This window comes from Actinoplanes missouriensis 431, assembly GCF_000284295.1.
GTDB classification, from domain to species: domain Bacteria; phylum Actinomycetota; class Actinomycetes; order Mycobacteriales; family Micromonosporaceae; genus Actinoplanes; species Actinoplanes missouriensis.
The window spans coordinates 7,907,354-7,921,989 of sequence record NC_017093.1 but is presented as its reverse complement, the minus strand read 5'-3'; the positions used below and the strand labels follow the sequence as shown (position 1 = coordinate 7,921,989).

Below are 14,636 nucleotides of genomic sequence, written 5' to 3'. Positions count from 1 at the left end.
TCTAGCTCCTCGCCACGAGTCCCGCCCAGAGTTCGGGGAACTCGGGCAACGTCTTCGACGTACAACCTACGTCGGCGAGGTTGATGCCCGGCACGGCGAGTCCGATAACCGCCGCGGCGTGTGCCATCCGGTGGTCCGCGTACGTCTCGAAGGTCGTCGGTTTCAGCGCCCGCGGCTCGATGCGCAACCCGTCCGGGAACTCGGTCACCTCGGCGCCGGCCTTGCCCAGCTCGGTGGCGAGCGCGGCGATCCGGTCCGTCTCGTGGCCCCGGATGTGCGCGACGCCGCGCAGCTCGGACGGGCCCTCGGCGAGCGCCGCGAGGGCCGCGATCACCGGGGTGAGCTCGCTCACCTCGGAGAGGTCCGCCGTGATCCCGCGCAGCGTGCCGGTGCCGCGCACGGTGAGCCCGCCCACCGCGGCCTCGTCGCCCGGCTCGGCCTCCTGCGTGAAGTAGACCTCGGCACCCAGCGCGGTGAAGATCTCGGCGAGCCGCTCGACCGGCTGCCAGCTGTCGGCCGGCCAGCCGGTGAGGGTCACCGACCCGCCGGTGACGGCCGCCGCCGCGAAGAACGGCGCCGCGCCGGAGAGGTCCGGCTCGATCGTCCAGGTGCGACCGTGCAGTGCTCCCGGCTCGACCGTCCAGACGTCCGGCACGCTCTCGTCGACCACCGCTCCGGCGGCCCGCAGCATGTGCGTGGTCATCCGCAGGTGCGGGGCGGACGGCACCGGCGGACCCTCGTGGCGCAGGGTCAGCCCCTTGCTGAAGCGCGGCGCGGAGAGCAGCAGGCCGGAGACGAACTGGCTCGACCCGGACGCGTCGATGATCGCCTCGCCGCCCTCGACCAGCCCGGTCCCGCGCACGGTGAGCGGCAGCCCGCCGGTCGGCGAGGCCTCGATCGCGACGCCGAGCGAGCGCAGCGCCTCGACGATCGGGCGCAGCGGCCGGTTGCGCGCGTGCGGGTCGCCGTCGAACTCGACCGTGCCGTCCGCCAGCGCGCCGGCCGGCGGCAGGAACCGCATGATCGTGCCGGCCAGGCCGACGTCGATCCGGGCCGGTCCGCGCATCGGGCCCGGCGTCACGATCCAGCGCTCGTCGGAGCCGGTGTCGACGCCGATGCCGAGCGCCCGCAGGCCGGCCGCCATCAGCACGGTGTCGCGCGCCCGCAGCGGCGCCTCGATCACCGACGGCCCGTCGGCGAGCGCGGAGATCACCAGTGCGCGGGCGGTCATCGACTTCGAGCCGGGCAGCCGCACGGTCGCCGAGACCGGGCCGGAAGCGGGCGGGGCGAGCCAGGGGCGAGGTTCAGCAGTCACCACCCCATTCTGCCGTCGCGGGCCGGTCGCACCCGGCGGCATTCCCGGCTCACGGGACGGACCCGCGATTCCGCAGCGATTTCCTTTCTCTCCGAGGACTCTGGCGACGCATTCCGTGGGAGCGCGCCCACGACACCGCAGAATCGTGCGGGATTCGCCGGGGTGGTGTCGGGGCGGACGAGTGCGGGTCCGGCGCAGTACCGTGCTGTCCATGTGCGGCCGATACGCGACGACCCGGAGCAACGCCGACCTCAGCTCGTTCTTCGAGGCCGTCGACGTGGCCGAGCCGTTGCGCGCCAGCTGGAACGTGGCGCCCACCGATCCGGTGCCGCTGATCCGCACGTCGAAAGAGCACGAGGGCCGGGTGCTCGACACCGCCCGCTGGGGCCTGGTCCCGCACTGGGCGCCGGACCTGCGCGGTGGCGCCCGCATGATCAACGCGCGGGCCGAGACGGTGGCGACGCTGCGGTCGTTCGCCCCGTCGTTCGCGAAACGGCGCTGCCTGGTGCCGGCGGACGGCTGGTTCGAGTGGGTGCGGTCCGGCAACCAGCAAACCGGCAAGCAGAAGCAGGCGTTCTACATGACGCCGAGCGACGGGCGGCCGCTCGCGTTCGCCGGGCTGTGGTCGGCGTGGGGGCCGGAGTCGGTGCTCACCACCAGCGTGATCACCACGGCGGCGCTGGGCGGCCTCACGAGGGTGCACGACCGGATGCCGCTGATCCTGCCGGCCGATCGGTGGGACGACTGGCTGGCCGGCGGCGGTGATCCGGAGCGGCTGCTGCGCCCGCTCCCGGAGAGCGATCTGGAGGCCATCGAGATCCGTGCGATCGGGCCCGAGGTCGGCAATGTCCGCAACAATGGACCCGAGTTGCTGGAACCTCGCTCCGAGGTAACGCTTTTCTGAACGGCGCTAGATCAACGTTCTTCTTTGTCGGATTATGCGCCAATTCTGAATCAACAACTTTGTTTCAAGATAGATCACCCCCTTGTTCTGATCTTGTACGGTGCGGTACAAACCAGCGCCGGAGTGGTACCGGTCCGTAGGGTGCGGTTCGGCCGCCACAGCACTTCCGGTCCCACGGGGGAGGTGGGCTGATGACACGAGCACGCATGCCGCGTCCGCACGAGGTGGCCATCGCGCGACGCGACCCGCGACTGCTCGAGGCGATCGCGCAACGACGTACCGACGAGGCCTGGCGCACGCGAGGCGCCTGCCGCAGCGTTGATCCCGAGACGTTCTTTCCAGCGCCCAACGAGCCGTCCGGTTCGGCTGTGGCGCTCTGCGGGACCTGCGAGGTGCAGGGCCCGTGCCTGGCGTGGGCGTTGCAGGTCGGCGACTGCCACGGCGTCTGGGGTGGCACCACGCCACGCGAGCGGCGGGCCATGCTGGTCGCCTGGCGGGAGCGCGTCACGCCGGACGGCGAGATGGTCGAGGACGACTCCGCCGACGACGATCGCCGGTTGCTGAACCTGATCCCCGTCAGTCGCTGATAGAACGGGGGCTGTGCACAGCCCCGAGGAACTGACGGTAACCACCCCGCGCGGCCCCGCCGCCGTCCGCGTCACCGCCCCATCCGGTCCGGCGGTGAGTCTGCTCCTCCTCGGCCATGGCGCCGGGGGAGGCGTCGACGCGCCGGACCTGGTGGCGGTGCACGACGCGGCGGTGGCTGCCGGTGTGCGGGTCGCGCTGGTCACCCAGCCCTATCGGGTGGCCGGCCGCCGCGCGCCCGCGCCGGCCGGGCACCTCGACGAGGCCTGGCTCGCCGTGGGCGACGCGTTACACGTACCGGAAATGCCGTTGATCGTCGGAGGACGCTCCAGCGGAGCGCGGGTCGCGTGCCGCACCGCGACCACCCTCGGGGCCGCGGGTGTTCTCGCGCTCGCCTTCCCGCTGCATCCGCCGGGCAAGCCGGAGAAGAGCCGAGCCGGCGAGCTGGCGCTGACACTGCCCACGCTGGTGATCAATGGCGACCGTGATCCGTTCGGCGTGCCCGAGCCCGCCGGCTCGGTCGAGGTGGCCGTGCGGCCCGGCGCCGTCCACGACCTCCGCAAGGGCGTGGGCGAGACCGCGGAGATCGCGATCGGCTGGCTGCGGGGGCACGGCTGGGCGCGCTGAGGACGGAATGACGGGCACCCCGCCGGCGTTACACCGACCGGACACTTTTGTTCGTCGGAAGGGGATGGCGTAGTGGGTGCCGGTACCGAGATCGTCGAGCGCGACGGCCGGGAGGTGGCCCGGGTGCAGAGCTTGTTGAGCTCCCCGGAGTGGCCGGCGGCCGAGACACAGCCTTTGTCTTCTTCGGTGAGCGTCAGCACACCCGCGGTTTTCGAAGGCGTTACACGGGCACTACCCGTATCCTCGGCGGGGCGGTCGAGGGGGGAGTCCAGGGTGGCCCAGAAAGAGCGGACCGACGAGCGTCGTCAGCGTTTCGAGCGTGACGCGCTCCCGTTCGTGGATCAGTTGTACGCCGCCGGACTGCGGATGACCCGTAACCCGGCCGATGCCGAGGACCTGGTGCAGGAGACGTTCCTCAAGGCGTTCTCCGCGTTCCACCAGTTCGAAGAGGGTACGAACCTCAAGGCCTGGCTGTACCGGATCCTGACGAACACGTACATCAACTCGTACCGTCGCAAGCAGCGGCAGCCGGTGCAGGCGCCGACCGAGGAGATCACCGACTGGCAGCTCGCGTCGAGCGAGTCGCACACGTCGTCGGGTCTGCGGTCGGCCGAGACCGAGGCGCTGGACCGGCTTCCGGACAGCGACATCAAGGAAGCGCTGCAGTCCCTGCCGGAGGACTTCCGGCTCGCGGTGTACCTCGCCGATGTCGAGGGCTTCTCCTACAAGGAAATCGCCGACATCATGGGCACGCCGATCGGCACGGTCATGTCCCGGCTGCACCGGGGGCGGCGCAACCTGCGCAACCTCCTGGAGAACTACGCCTCCGACCGGGGCATAACCCGCGCCACGACGTCCGAACCGCAGGGGGCCTGACACCGATGTCGACCGACGAGAACGAGACCGACTGCAGCTCAGTCCTCAGCGAGGTCTACCTCTACCTGGACCTGGAGTGCAGCGAGGAGCGCCGGCAGCTGATCCAGAAACACCTGGACGAGTGCACCGGCTGCCTGCGCGAGTTCGGGATCGAGCACGACGTGAAGGCCCTGGTCGGCCGCTGCTGCGGTGACGAGCGGGCGCCGGTGGAGCTGCGTGACCGGCTGCGTCACAAGCTGGACCAGCTCGAGGTGCAGACCGAGACCCGCGAGTTCCTCCCCTGACCGTGATCAGGACATGAAAAAGGCCCGGCGTCCGCCGGGCCTTTTTTCAGCTGTTGGGACGCTTGCCGTGGTTGGCAGAGCTCTTCTTACGGGCCTTCTTCTTACGGGCCTTCTTCGCCATGGCGGGACTCCCTGGTTAGTGGTGCCGTTCCGCTGCCGATCGTAGTGGGCCGCTCCGACGCGCCGGGACGTGCCCGGCGGGGATCCGTGATTTGATGGCGTTCACCTGAACAAGCGTTCACGACAGGCGTTCCGCGAGCGGGAGGGCGATCCCCTGATGGCTGACGAGATCCGGGCCGAGATGGTGGCCAACGTGTGGAAGGTCGTGGCCAACGTCGGCGACTCCGTCGCGGACGGCGACACGCTGGTGATCCTCGAGTCGATGAAGATGGAGATCCCGGTGATCGCCGAGTCGGACGGGACGGTGGCCCAGCTCGCCGTGAACGAGGGCGACGTCGTCCAGGAGGGCGACCTGATCGCCGTCATCAACTGAGAGCCGCACCGGCCGGCCCGGTGATCTCCGCGGAGCGGAGCCGGCCAGGACAGGCCTAGCCCCGGTAGAAGGAACGGCGGATCCAGCCGGCCCGCCTCTGCCGGGGGACCTGCGGGACGCGGATCGTCGCGGCGGCCAGCTCCCGGGTCGGGCGGTCCAGGCCGGGCGCCGCGAGCGCCAGCTCGGCGACCGCCCGGGCCGCCGGGCCGGATGCCATCTCGCTGAGCCGGCCGGCCACCACGGCGGCCACGTCGGAGCGGGCCTCCGGATCCACCCAGGCGTAGGTGATCAGCGCGAAGAGCGCCGCCTGGGTGACCCGGTCCAGGTCGCCGTCGAGCAGGCCGAGCAGCAACCGGCGGCGGTTGGAGTCCAGCCACGGCTCCTCGGAACCGTGGTGGAGCAGGCCCAGACAGGCCCACACCTCGTACCCGGTGGGCTGGCGGGCCTCCACGACGGCCGGATGGGCGAGCAGCGCGAGCAGCTCCCACGGCTCGACCAGCACCAGGCCGAGCGCCCGGTCGTAGGCGGCGGGCGGGTGCGCCCAGGTCGGTGTGGCGATCCGGAGCAGCCGCCGGAGCGCGTCCGCCGACGGTTCGGCGTTCACCGGGGCGCGGCCGGCCCGGAGCGGGGCGCCGGCCGGCATGCCACCGAGCCAGGCCGCTTCCCGGCAGCACTCCTCGAGGTCGGTGTGCTCGTGCGCGTCGTCCGGGTGGTCACGGATGAAGTCGGCGAGCGCGACCAGGTGGGCCACGTCGCCGTCGGCCCGGTGCCGCAGCCGGTGGGCGGTGTGCACGACGCAGTCGAAGTCCGGGTCGCGTTCCAGGGCCAGTTCGGTCCAGCGCAGCGCCTCGTCGAGCCGGTCCAGGTCGGCCAGGGTGGCGGCGACGTCGGCGTACACCGAGAGGTCGTCGGGGTCGTAGGCGACGGCCCGGCGAAGCGCGGCGAGGGCCTCCGGCATCCGGCCGGCGCTGCGGTACGCGTACCCCAGCCAGATCTCGCCCAGCTTGGAGGGCTGCGCCCGCGCGCCGCGGGTGGCCCAGTCGACGGCGAGGCGCACCTCGCCGAGCCGGCGCGCCAGTGCCGAGCCGGCGCCGAGCAGCATCGCCTGTTCGCCGTGCGCCGCGACCGCGTGCCTGATCACGGTGAGATAGGGCTTCAGCGAGTCGACGGTCCCGGCCGGCGCGGGATCGCCCACCGCGGTGCAGAGCCGCATGATCGTGCGAGCCAGCAGCCCTGGGTCGACGCGCACGCCGAGCGCCGGGTCGCTGACCCACGGCACACCGGCCCAGTCGGTGCCGGGATGGTTGCCGCTGGCGCCGGCGAGCAGGTGGAGGCCGTCCTCCGGGCGACCGGCGGCGGCGAGCAGGTGCGCGCGGGCGACCGAACGGCCGACCGGCTCGTGCGGCTCGGGCGGGAAGAGGTCGAGCCCGCCGCCGGGCGTCGCTGCCATCCGGCTGAGCAGCTCATGGATCTCGGGCAGGGTGGGTGCGTGGGTGAGCGCACCGGTCAGATGGCCGGCGGCGTCCGCCATCTCGCCGCGGTCGAATGCGGCGCGGGCGCGCGCGAGGTCGCGGCGGGCCGAGGGGGAATCCACGTGCAAAGACCCTAGGGGAAGCAGCGCCATATGTCAGTCCTCATGTCTGCTCACTTCTGCGCGAAACCTTGACCTTGTAAGCTGTTTCTTGCAAGACTGCGCACGAAACGCGCGGGATTAGGACAGTGCGGGTTGAACGGCGATGAGGAGGATCACGTGACACAGCGAGGCCACGGCATGTCGGCGGACATCGAGGAGCAGCCGGCCGGGTTCGCCCGGCTGCTGGAGGACCGCAACGCCGGCGCGATCGCCGAGGTCGCGGCCGAGATCGCGGGACGCCGCCCGCGCAACGTGCTGTTCGTGGCCCGGGGCACCTCCGACCACGCGGCGCTCTACGGGGCGTACCTCGCCGAGATCCGCCTGGGCCTGCCGGTCGCGAGCGCCTCGCCGAGCGCGATCACGCTCTACGGCGCCCGTCCCGACTTCACCGGCACGCTGGTGATCGGGGTCAGCCAGAGCGGCGGCTCGGCCGACCTCACCGGGGTGCTCGGCGTGGCCCGGGAGAACGGGGCGCTCACCGTCGCGGTCACCAACAACCCGTCGTCGCCGCTGGCCGAGGCCGCCGAGCTCGCCATCGACGTGGCCGCCGGGCACGAGCGGGCGGTGGCCGCCACGAAGACGTACACGGCGGAGCTGCTGGCGCTGCTGATGCTGATCGAGGGGGTCCGCGCCGGTGACGGCCGGCTGCCCGCCGAGGAGCGCGACGCGCTGGCCGAGCTGCCCCGGCTCGCCGAGACGACGCTCGCCGACACGTCGGCCGAGGACCTGGCGCAGCGCTACCGGTTCGCCTCCAGCCTGGTGACGACCGGCCGGGGATATGCGTACCCCACCGCCCGCGAGACCGCCCTGAAGCTGATGGAGACGTCGTACCTGCCCGCGCTCGCCTTCTCCGGCGCCGATCTGCTGCACGGGCCGCTCGCGATGGCGGACCCCGACGTGCCGGTGCTCGCGGTGGTCGGCGACGGTCCGGGCGGCCGCTCGATGCGGGACGTGGTGACCCGTCTCGGCGAGCGCCGGGCCGACGTCGTCACGATCGGCGCCGCCGACGTCCCCGGCGCGGCGGCCCGGCTCGCGGTGCCGGCCGTCGATGAGCGGTACAGCCCGATGCTCGACATCCTCCCGCTGCAGAAACTGGCGCTGGCTCTCGCGCTGGCCCGTGGCGAGGACCCGGACGCGCCACGCGGCCTCAAGAAGGTCACCACGACCTTCTAGAAATAAGCTGGTCTCGTGTCCACCCTGCGTGACCTCGTCGAAGAACACACGAACCTCAGTCCCGCCGACATCGACCACCTGCACCGGCTGGCCGGTGACTGGCAGCTGCTCTCCGATCTCTCCTTCGCGGACCTGCTGCTCTGGGTGCCGATCAAGGGGGAGCCGCGGCAGCCCCGCGAGTTCCTCTGCGTCGCCCAGGTGCGGCCGGTCACCGCGCCGACCGCGTACCAGGACGACCAGGTCGGCAAGATCGTCGGCGGGCCGGAGGTGGCGCATCTCGACGTGGCGCTCACCCAGGAGCGGATCTGGCGGGAGGGCGACCCGGTCTGGTACGGCGACACCCCCGCCCGCCACGAGGCCATCCCGGTGCGGCTGCGTGACGCCGCCGACCTGGAGGAGGGCTACAGCGAGGTGATCGCGGTGATCGGCCGCGACACCAACCTGAGCACCGCGCGGACGCCGAGCCAGCTCGAGCTGAACTATCTGACCACCGCGGACGACCTGGCCCAGATGGTGTCGGACGGCACGTTCCCGCCGCCCCGGCACCCGGGCGAGACCACGTCGGCGCCCCGGGTCGGTGACGGGATCATCCGGCTGGACTCGTCCGGCAAGGTCACCTACGCCAGCCCGAACGCGCAGTCCGCGTACCGCAGGCTCGGTTTCAACTCCCACCTCGTCGGCGAGGAGCTGGCGAAACTGGCGAGCCGGCTCTCCGCCGACCCGCTGGAGGGCAACGACGCGTCCGAGCGGATCCTCGGCTCGCTGCGCGGCGAGTTCGCACCGCGCATGGAGGTGGAGGCCCGCGGCGCCACGGTGCTCACCCGGGCGCTGCCGCTGCTGCCTGCCGGTGTGCCGATCGGCGCGCTGGTGCTGGTCCGCGACGTCACCGAGATCCGCCGCCGGGAACGCGCCCTGATGACCAAGGACGCCACCATCCGGGAGATCCACCACCGGGTGAAGAACAACCTGCAGACCGTCGCGGCCCTGCTGCGCCTCCAGGCCCGGCGGGTGGACGCGCCGGAGGCGCGGATGGCCCTGGAGGAGTCGGTACGCCGGGTCGCCTCGATCGCGCTCGTCCACGAGACGCTCTCGATGTCCAGCGACGAGGCGGTCGAGTTCGACGGCATCGTGGACCGGGTCGCCACCGCCGCCACCGAGGTCGCCGCGACCAGCTTCCCGGTGCGGATGCGCCGGGAGGGTACGTTCGGCGTGCTCCCCGCGGAGATCGCGACCTCGCTGGTGATGGTGCTCAACGAGCTGCTGATCAACGCGGTCGAGCACGGTTTCTCCGTCCCGGAGGACGAGGACGAGGAGACGGCCGCGCCGGACCAGAGCGGCGAGGTGGTGGTCTCCGCGCACCGGTTCCGCAAGCAGTTGCACGTCACTGTCGCGGACAACGGGCGCGGTCTGCCGGAGGGTTTCCGGCCGGACGCCAGCGGGCGGCTCGGGCTGCAGATCGTCCGGGCGCTGGCCACCGGCGAGCTGCGCGGGAGCATCGAGCTGCGCAACCGGGCCGGCGGCGGCACCGAGGCCGTCCTGGTGGTGCCGCTGGCGAAGCGCTGAGGGCGCCGGGAACGACCGCCGCTAACGGACCGCACGTCGACGCCGAAGATCGCCCACGTGTCGGCGGTCGGCCGCAACAGCCGCCGAGTGCCCGTCCGGTGAGCGGATCTCGCGCTGCTGGGGTAGTGCCAGCAGCGCGACCGCCAGCAGCACCACCACCGCGCGGAACCGGAGCCCGCGCAGCGCCGCCGCCGCGCACAGGGTGATCGGCACGAGTGCCGGCAGCGCGGACCCCGGCGTCCACGCCTTGGCGGTCAGGACCGTGGCGGCCAGCAGCGCAGTCGGCGGCACGACGGCGAGCACCGCGAGCTCACGGATCAGCGCCCGGTCCGGCCAGCGCGCCGCCAGCGCCAGCCCGATCACGAGCACCCCGGCCGCCGGCAGGCCTTCCACGATCTCCCGCGGCAGGTGTGGGTGCCAGGCCAGCTCGGCGGCCCGCTGCCGGGCCGCAAGAGAGATCAACGGCGCCGGGGGTACGAGTGACAGCACGGTCACCGGAAACCACCAGAACAGCGCCGGCTGCCTGCTCAGAAGCCAGCGGGAGACGACCGTGAAGGCGTGCCCCGCGAGCACCAGCAGCGCTGTGACGTGGAGCAGGCCGGTGAGCGTGACGAGGCATCCGTACCCGGCCCAGCGCCACCATCGCGGCTGGTCCAGCGTCCGGTAGAGCAGCAGGGTCGCCCCGGTGGCGCAGAGGAACGCCAGGGCGTACGGCCGGGCCTCCTGCGCCCATCGGCTCACCGCCGGGAGCACGGCCAGCAGCAGCCCGGCGCAGAGTCCGGCGCCGGGGGTGAGCACGCGCCGGCCGAGCTCGCCGGCGAGCCCGGCGCCGATCCCCATCGCGATCACCGACGGCAGGCGCAGCGCGGTGACGTCGCCGCCGGCCGGCCCGGCCCAGAAGTGCATCAGCAGGTGGTAGAAGGCGTTCACGGCGTCGGTGTCGCGGGCCGTGTCCAGGATCTGCTCCGGCGTCAGCGCGCTGACCGCCAGGACGAGCCGCTCGCGCGGGCCGGGCGCGGGCGTCGCGAGCCCGATCAGGCCCACCGCGACGGTGATCGCGGCCGGGACGAGAAAAGGACCCCAGGCCCAGGCGAGGGCGAGGGGTCCGCGGGCGCCGGCGCGCCGGGGCGCCGCGAGTGGCCGGGTCGGGGAGTCGTCGTAAGCGGCCTGGACGGTCATGCGCGGCTCCCGGGGAGGACGACCTACGCCCGAGTCTGGCAACCCCGGGTGCCTGTGTCACTACCCCGAGTGGCCAATGTCAAGTGTTACCACTTGTGACGGCTGTGTTACGTGGCACACTCCCGGATTCTGGACCGCACTGGCTTGGATTCGCCGGGCGTGAGACGCTAGCCGACATGACCGCTGCAGTTGACCGCCGCTTCGTGGCCCGCCGCCACGTGGACTACGGCCGTGTCCGCAGCGCGATGTGTCCGGCTTCCTGACGCCGCCCGCTTTTCATTTTCGGGCACGCGACCGCCGGGCCCACTCCTGACACAGATGTCACGAGCCTCCAGGGCCGTGAGCGGCACCGTGCGCCCACGAAACCCGGAGGGAAGCCGAGATGGCGCCCAGCAACACCCCCGCAACGCCGGCCGCCCGGCCTCGCAAGGTCCGCGGCGAGGGTCAGTGGGCGCTCGGCCACCGCGAGCCCCTGAACCCCAACGAGCGCAGCAAGAAGGACGACAACCCGCTCAACGTCCGCGCGCGCATCGAGAACATCTACGCCCACGGCGGGTTCTCCTCGATCGACCCGGCCGACCTGCGCGGCCGGTTCCGCTGGTGGGGCCTCTACACCCAGCGCAAGGCGGGCATCGACGGCGGCCGCACCGCGGTGCTGGAGCCGGAGGAGCTCGAGGACGAGTACTTCATGCTCCGGGTCCGCTGCGACGGCGGCGCGCTCAGCCTGGCCCAGCTGCGCACCATCGCGGAGATCTCCACCGAGTTCGGCCGGGACAGCGCGGACATCACCGACCGGCAGAACATCCAGCTGCACTGGATCCGGGTCGAGGACGTGCCGGAGATCTGGCGCCGGCTCGAAGCCGTCGGGCTCCAGACCACCGAGGCCTGCGGTGACTGCCCCCGCGTCGTCCTCGGCAGCCCGGTCGCCGGTGTCTCCGCCGACGAGGTGATCGACGGGACCCCGGCGATCGACGAGATCGTGAAGCGGTACGTCGGCGACCCGCGGTACTCGAACCTGCCCCGCAAGTTCAAGTCGCAGATCTCCTGGCTGGCGGACGGGCCGTACCAGGCGAACGACATCTCGTTCGTCGGTGTGGTGCACCCCGAGCACGGCCCCGGCTTCGACCTCTGGGTCGGTGGCGGCCTCTCCACCAACCCGCGCCTGGCCGAGCGGCTCGGCGTCTGGGTGCCGCTGAACGAGATCCCGGACGTCTGGGAGGGCGTCGTCGGGATCTTCCGGGACTACGGGTACCGCCGGCTGCGTCACCGCGCCCGCCTGAAGTTCCTGCTCGCCGACTGGGGCGTGGAGAAGTTCCGCGAGGTCCTGGAGAAGGAGTACCTCGGCCGGACGCTGCTCGACGGCCCCTCGCCGGACCTGCCGGAGAAGCCGATCGACCACATCGGCGTGCACAAGCAGAAGGACGGCCGGAACTACGTCGGCGCCGCCCCGGTGGTCGGCCGCTCCTCGGGCACCCAGCTGAGCCGGCTGGCGGACCTGGTCGAGGCGCACGGCTCGGACCGGGTGCGGCTCACCGCGTACCAGAAGCTCCTGGTCCTCGATGTCGCCGACGAGAACGTGGAGTCCCTGATCACCGCGATGCGGGGCATCGGGCTCGAAGCCCGGCCGTCGGCGTGGCGGCGCGGCACGATGGCCTGCACCGGCATCGAGTACTGCAAGCTCGCGATCGTCGAGACCAAGGCCCGCGGCGAGGAACTGGTGGCCCGGCTCGAGGACCGGCTCAAGGACTTCGACGCCGACATCTCGGTGCACATCAACGGCTGCCCGAACGCCTGCGCGCGCACCCAGGTCGCCGACATCGGCCTCAAGGGCCAGCTCGTCATGAACGCGCACGGCGAGCAGGTGGAGGGCTTCCAGATCCACCTCGGCGGCGCGCTCGGCATGGCCAAGGGCGAGACCGCCGGCTTCGGGCGCAAGGTGCGGGGCCTCAAGGCCACCGCCGAAGAGCTTCCGGAGTACGTGGAACGCGTCGCCCGCCACTACCTGGACGGCCGCACCGACGGCGAGACGTTCGCTACCTGGGTGCTGCGGGCCGACGAGGAGCTCCTGAAATGAGCGATGCCAGATCCGCCGTCCTGTACTGCCCCTACTGCGGTGAGGAGGACCTCCGCCCCGGCGAGGCCTCGCACGGCGCCTGGGAGTGCCACTCCTGCGCGCGGGTTTTCTCGGTCAAGTTCATCGGGTTGCTGTCCAAGGGAGTAAACAGATGAGCCTCCTCAACGCTGCCGGCTTCGGCCTCGTCGATCTCACCGCCCCTGTCGAATCCGGTCGCCGCACCCCTGACGAGCTCAAGGCGCTCGCGCTGGACGCCGCTCAGGCTCTCGAGGGCCGGCCCGCCGAGGAGATCGCCAAGTGGGCGACCGACACCTTCGGCTCGCGGTTCTGCGTCACCAGCTCGATGGCCGACGCCGTCGTGGCGCACATCTTCTCCCGCGTGTCGCCCGGCGTCGACGTGGTCTTCCTCGACACCGGCCTGCACTTCCCGGAGACCCTCAAGGTCCGCGACACCGTGGTCCGCACGATGAACGTCAACGTGCGCTCGGTCCGCCCCCGGATGACCGTCGGCCAGCAGGACGGCGAGTACGGTCCCCGCCTCTTCGCCCGCAGCCCGGACGAGTGCTGCTTCCTGCGCAAGGTGGAGCCGCTCGAGCGCGCCCTCGCCGAGTACGACTCCTGGGCCACCGGCCTGCGCCGCGACGAGTCCCCGACCCGCGCGAACACACCGGTCGTCGCGTTCGACGCGAAGAAGGGCAAGGTTAAGGTCAACCCGATCGCGGCCTGGACCCAGGCGGACGTGGATCGGTATGTCAGCCGCTGGAACGTGCCGGTGAACGAGCTGTTCAAGAAGGGGTACGGGTCGATCGGCTGCTGGCCGTGCACCCGGCGGACCAAGGCGGGGGAGGACCCGCGGGCGGGTCGCTGGGCGATGTTCGAGAAGACCGAATGCGGCCTCCACGTCTGATCCGCTCGGCCGACGGGTCGGCTTGTTCTGGGCCGGCTTCTTCTGGGCCGGCTTGTTCTGGGCCGGCTTACCCCGGGCCGGCTTCGTCGGGGCCGGCGCAGGGATCTTCGCCGGCCGGAGGACTGGCGCGGCCGGCGGTGGTGCTGGTGGCGCACGGCAGCCGTGACCCGCGGGCCGCCGTCGCGACCGAGGCGCTGGCCCGGGCGGTCCGCCGGGCCTGCCCGGCGTGGCTGGTGGAGGCGTCCTACCTGGACCATGCGGGACCGCGGCCGCTCGACGTGCTGGCGTCGGCGCCGGCATCCCGGGCCATCCTGGTGCCGTTGCTGCTGACCGCGGCCTATCACGGGCGTGTCGACCTGCCGGCCGTGGTTCGCGCGGCCGAGTCGCTGCCGATCAGCGTGACCGCCACGGACGTCCTCGGCCCGGCGTCGCCGTTGCTGCTCTCCGCCCTGAGCCGGCGCCTGCTGGCCGCGACACAGTCAGCCGCCACCGAGGCCGGGTCGCTTCCCGGCGTGACGTCTGATCCGCTTCCCGGCGTGCTGCCCGATCCGGCCGGGTCGCTTCCCGGCGTGGTGCCCGATCCGGCCGGTTCGCTTCCGTGGGCTCTCGACGGTGTGGTGCTGGCGTCCGCCGGAACCCGCAACGAGGCGGCGCGGGCGACCGTGGCCGACGCGGCCGTGGCCCTGGGAAGGCGTCTCGGGCTGCCCGCCGCGGTGGCTTACGCGTCCGGCGCGGGCCCCACGCCCGGCGAGGCGGTCACCGCGCTGCGGGCCGCCGGCGCGCGAAGGGTCGGTATGTCCGCCTACTTCCTCGCACCGGGCCTGCTCCACGACCTCGCGGCCCGCACAGCCCGGGAGGCCGGCGCGGTGGCGATCGCCGAGCCCCTGACGGCGTCACCGGAACTGGTGCGTCTCGTGGCAGCCCGGGTGGAGTCGGCGCTGCGCCACCCCCTCCCGCTGGCCGCCTGATCCGGCCCAGCACACCGCTGCGGGCGCTCACCTAGCCGGGCGGGCGCTCACCCGG

Annotated in this window: 15 protein-coding genes; 11 read left to right on the top strand and 4 right to left on the bottom strand. The window is 72.3% G+C overall.

All coding sequences use genetic code 11. The annotated features are described in order from the left end of the window. Position 1: 1 nt before the first annotated feature. A complete protein-coding gene (aroA, locus tag AMIS_RS36045; protein WP_051042281.1) occupies positions 2–1,357 on the bottom strand; it encodes a 3-phosphoshikimate 1-carboxyvinyltransferase in 1,356 nt (451 codons plus the stop codon). A gap of 169 nt (positions 1,358–1,526) precedes the next feature. Here aroA and AMIS_RS36040 point away from each other — a divergent pair, with 169 nt between their 5' ends. The 5 genes from AMIS_RS36040 to rsrA all read left to right on the top strand — a co-directional run bounded on the left by AMIS_RS36040 (position 1,527) and on the right by rsrA (position 4,591). Continuing rightward, positions 1,527–2,219, top strand: coding sequence for an SOS response-associated peptidase (locus AMIS_RS36040; protein WP_014447409.1), 693 nt, complete (start codon positions 1,527–1,529; stop codon positions 2,217–2,219). Positions 2,220–2,410: 191 nt separating this feature from the next. After that, complete coding sequence (locus AMIS_RS36035) at positions 2,411–2,806, top strand: WhiB family transcriptional regulator (protein ID WP_014447408.1); 396 nt, start codon at positions 2,411–2,413, stop codon at positions 2,804–2,806. Between the two features lie 13 nt (positions 2,807–2,819). Continuing rightward, the gene (locus tag AMIS_RS36030; RefSeq protein ID WP_014447407.1) at positions 2,820–3,431 is read left to right on the top strand and encodes an alpha/beta hydrolase family protein; all 612 of its coding nucleotides are present in this window, start codon (positions 2,820–2,822) and stop codon (positions 3,429–3,431) included. A 72-nt stretch (positions 3,432–3,503) separates the two neighbouring features. Next, a complete protein-coding gene (locus tag AMIS_RS36025) occupies positions 3,504–4,307 on the top strand; it encodes a sigma-70 family RNA polymerase sigma factor (protein WP_014447406.1) in 804 nt (267 codons plus the stop codon). 5 nt (positions 4,308–4,312) lie between these two features. Next, positions 4,313–4,591 (top strand): mycothiol system anti-sigma-R factor, encoded by a 279-nt coding sequence (rsrA, locus tag AMIS_RS36020; protein ID WP_014447405.1) that lies wholly within the window; start codon positions 4,313–4,315, stop codon positions 4,589–4,591. Between the two features lie 46 nt (positions 4,592–4,637). On the opposite strand, the gene AMIS_RS45060 is transcribed toward rsrA, so the two are convergent. Next, positions 4,638–4,712: a 50S ribosomal protein bL37 gene (locus AMIS_RS45060; protein WP_369752275.1), complete on the bottom strand. Its 75-nt coding sequence runs from the start codon at positions 4,710–4,712 to the stop codon at positions 4,638–4,640. Between the two features lie 156 nt (positions 4,713–4,868). Between AMIS_RS45060 and AMIS_RS36015 the strand changes: the two genes are divergently transcribed. After that, positions 4,869–5,084, top strand: coding sequence for a biotin/lipoyl-binding carrier protein (locus tag AMIS_RS36015; protein WP_014447404.1), 216 nt, complete (start codon positions 4,869–4,871; stop codon positions 5,082–5,084). Positions 5,085–5,139: 55 nt separating this feature from the next. On the opposite strand, the gene AMIS_RS36010 is transcribed toward AMIS_RS36015, so the two are convergent. Then, positions 5,140–6,678: a tetratricopeptide repeat protein gene (locus tag AMIS_RS36010; RefSeq protein ID WP_331428994.1), complete on the bottom strand. Its 1,539-nt coding sequence runs from the start codon at positions 6,676–6,678 to the stop codon at positions 5,140–5,142. A 177-nt stretch (positions 6,679–6,855) separates the two neighbouring features. Here AMIS_RS36010 and AMIS_RS36005 point away from each other — a divergent pair, with 177 nt between their 5' ends. Both AMIS_RS36005 and AMIS_RS36000 read left to right on the top strand, forming a co-directional pair. Beyond that, a complete protein-coding gene (locus tag AMIS_RS36005; RefSeq protein WP_014447402.1) occupies positions 6,856–7,890 on the top strand; it encodes an SIS domain-containing protein in 1,035 nt (344 codons plus the stop codon). A 15-nt stretch (positions 7,891–7,905) separates the two neighbouring features. Continuing rightward, positions 7,906–9,453 (top strand): sensor histidine kinase, encoded by a 1,548-nt coding sequence (locus AMIS_RS36000; protein ID WP_014447401.1) that lies wholly within the window; start codon positions 7,906–7,908, stop codon positions 9,451–9,453. 21 nt (positions 9,454–9,474) lie between these two features. Here AMIS_RS36000 and AMIS_RS41070 read toward each other — a convergent pair whose 3' ends face one another. Next, complete coding sequence (locus AMIS_RS41070; protein WP_014447400.1) at positions 9,475–10,632, bottom strand: glycosyltransferase family 39 protein; 1,158 nt, start codon at positions 10,630–10,632, stop codon at positions 9,475–9,477. A gap of 382 nt (positions 10,633–11,014) precedes the next feature. Between AMIS_RS41070 and AMIS_RS35990 the strand changes: the two genes are divergently transcribed. From AMIS_RS35990 to AMIS_RS35980, 3 genes are all read left to right on the top strand, one after another. Then, positions 11,015–12,706 carry a nitrite/sulfite reductase gene (locus AMIS_RS35990; protein WP_014447399.1) on the top strand — a complete coding sequence of 564 codons (1,692 nt, stop codon included), beginning with the start codon at positions 11,015–11,017 and terminating at the stop codon, positions 12,704–12,706. 151 nt (positions 12,707–12,857) lie between these two features. Then, a complete protein-coding gene (locus AMIS_RS35985; RefSeq protein WP_014447397.1) occupies positions 12,858–13,613 on the top strand; it encodes a phosphoadenylyl-sulfate reductase in 756 nt (251 codons plus the stop codon). 137 nt (positions 13,614–13,750) lie between these two features. Further along, complete coding sequence (locus tag AMIS_RS35980; RefSeq protein WP_014447396.1) at positions 13,751–14,581, top strand: sirohydrochlorin chelatase; 831 nt, start codon at positions 13,751–13,753, stop codon at positions 14,579–14,581. Positions 14,582–14,636: the final 55 nt, after the last annotated feature.

Excerpts from the sequence above, each read along its gene's own strand:
- AMIS_RS36035 (WP_014447408.1), top strand. The coding sequence starts at position 2,411 with ATGACACGAGCACGCATGCCGCGTCCGCACGAGGTGGCCATCGCGCGA.
- AMIS_RS36015 (WP_014447404.1), top strand. The coding sequence starts at position 4,869 with ATGGCTGACGAGATCCGGGCCGAGATGGTGGCCAACGTGTGGAAGGTC.
- AMIS_RS41070 (WP_014447400.1), bottom strand. The coding sequence starts at position 10,632 with ATGACCGTCCAGGCCGCTTACGACGACTCCCCGACCCGGCCACTCGCG.
- aroA (WP_051042281.1), bottom strand. The coding sequence starts at position 1,357 with ATGCCGCCGGGTGCGACCGGCCCGCGACGGCAGAATGGGGTGGTGACT.
- AMIS_RS35990 (WP_014447399.1), top strand. The coding sequence starts at position 11,015 with ATGGCGCCCAGCAACACCCCCGCAACGCCGGCCGCCCGGCCTCGCAAG.
- AMIS_RS36005 (WP_014447402.1), top strand. The coding sequence starts at position 6,856 with ATGTCGGCGGACATCGAGGAGCAGCCGGCCGGGTTCGCCCGGCTGCTG.
- AMIS_RS36040 (WP_014447409.1), top strand. The coding sequence starts at position 1,527 with ATGTGCGGCCGATACGCGACGACCCGGAGCAACGCCGACCTCAGCTCG.
- AMIS_RS35985 (WP_014447397.1), top strand. The coding sequence starts at position 12,858 with ATGAGCCTCCTCAACGCTGCCGGCTTCGGCCTCGTCGATCTCACCGCC.
- rsrA (WP_014447405.1), top strand. The coding sequence starts at position 4,313 with ATGTCGACCGACGAGAACGAGACCGACTGCAGCTCAGTCCTCAGCGAG.